This is a genomic window from Saccharopolyspora soli (assembly GCF_022678645.1).
GTDB classification, from domain to species: domain Bacteria; phylum Actinomycetota; class Actinomycetes; order Mycobacteriales; family Pseudonocardiaceae; genus Saccharopolyspora; species Saccharopolyspora soli.
On record NZ_JALBWV010000176.1, the window covers coordinates 1 to 686 of the forward strand.

Sequence of the window (686 nt, forward strand, 5' to 3'; positions counted from 1 at the left end):
GACCGACCGGCGAGCCGTCGAGGCGTTGTGTGAAGCACTCACTGGATCGGGCAAGCCACTGCTGGTCACGTCGGGAACGCCAGGGCCGGAGGCGGAGCAGGCCGCGACCGAGCAGACGGCACCCCCGACCGGCTCCCTCGCCGCAGGCCGGTTCCTGACCGAGGAGCTGGCGATGTCGTTCGTGGATCTTGGCGTCCGCGTGTCGGTGATCCGGCTTCCGCGTTCGGTGCACGGTGAGGCGGACAAGCACGGGTTCGTGCCGCACATGATCGCCGTTGCCCGCGAGAAGGGCTTTTCGGCCTATGTGGACGGTGGCGGGAAGCGCTGGTGTGCCGTACACCAGCTCGACGCCGCGCGCCTGTACCGCCTGGTCGTCGAACAGGCCCCCGCCGGGGCCCGGGTGCATGCCGTCGGCGACGGGGCGATTCCCGCCCGCGAGCTCGCCGAGGTGATCGGACGGCACCTGGACGTGCCCGTGAAGTCAATCCCCGCCACCGAGGCGATCGACCATTTCGGCTTCCTCGGCGCGATCCTGTCGATGGATCACGCCGTGTCCAGTGCGGCGACGCGCGAGCGGTTCGGCTGGGAGCCCGCGCAACCGGGTCTGCTCGCCGATCTGGCGAAGGGGCACTACTTCGCATGAGCATCGTCGAGGACGCCCGCCGCGCGCTCGGGCCCGTGGGCGT

1 protein-coding gene is annotated in these 686 nt (G+C 70.7%); it reads left to right on the forward strand.

The features are described from left to right. The coding region (locus MOQ72_RS44175; protein ID WP_242192043.1) for a Rossmann-fold NAD(P)-binding domain-containing protein at nucleotides 1-643 on the forward strand (643 nt) is incomplete at its 5' end. Nucleotides 644-686: the final 43 nt, after the last annotated feature.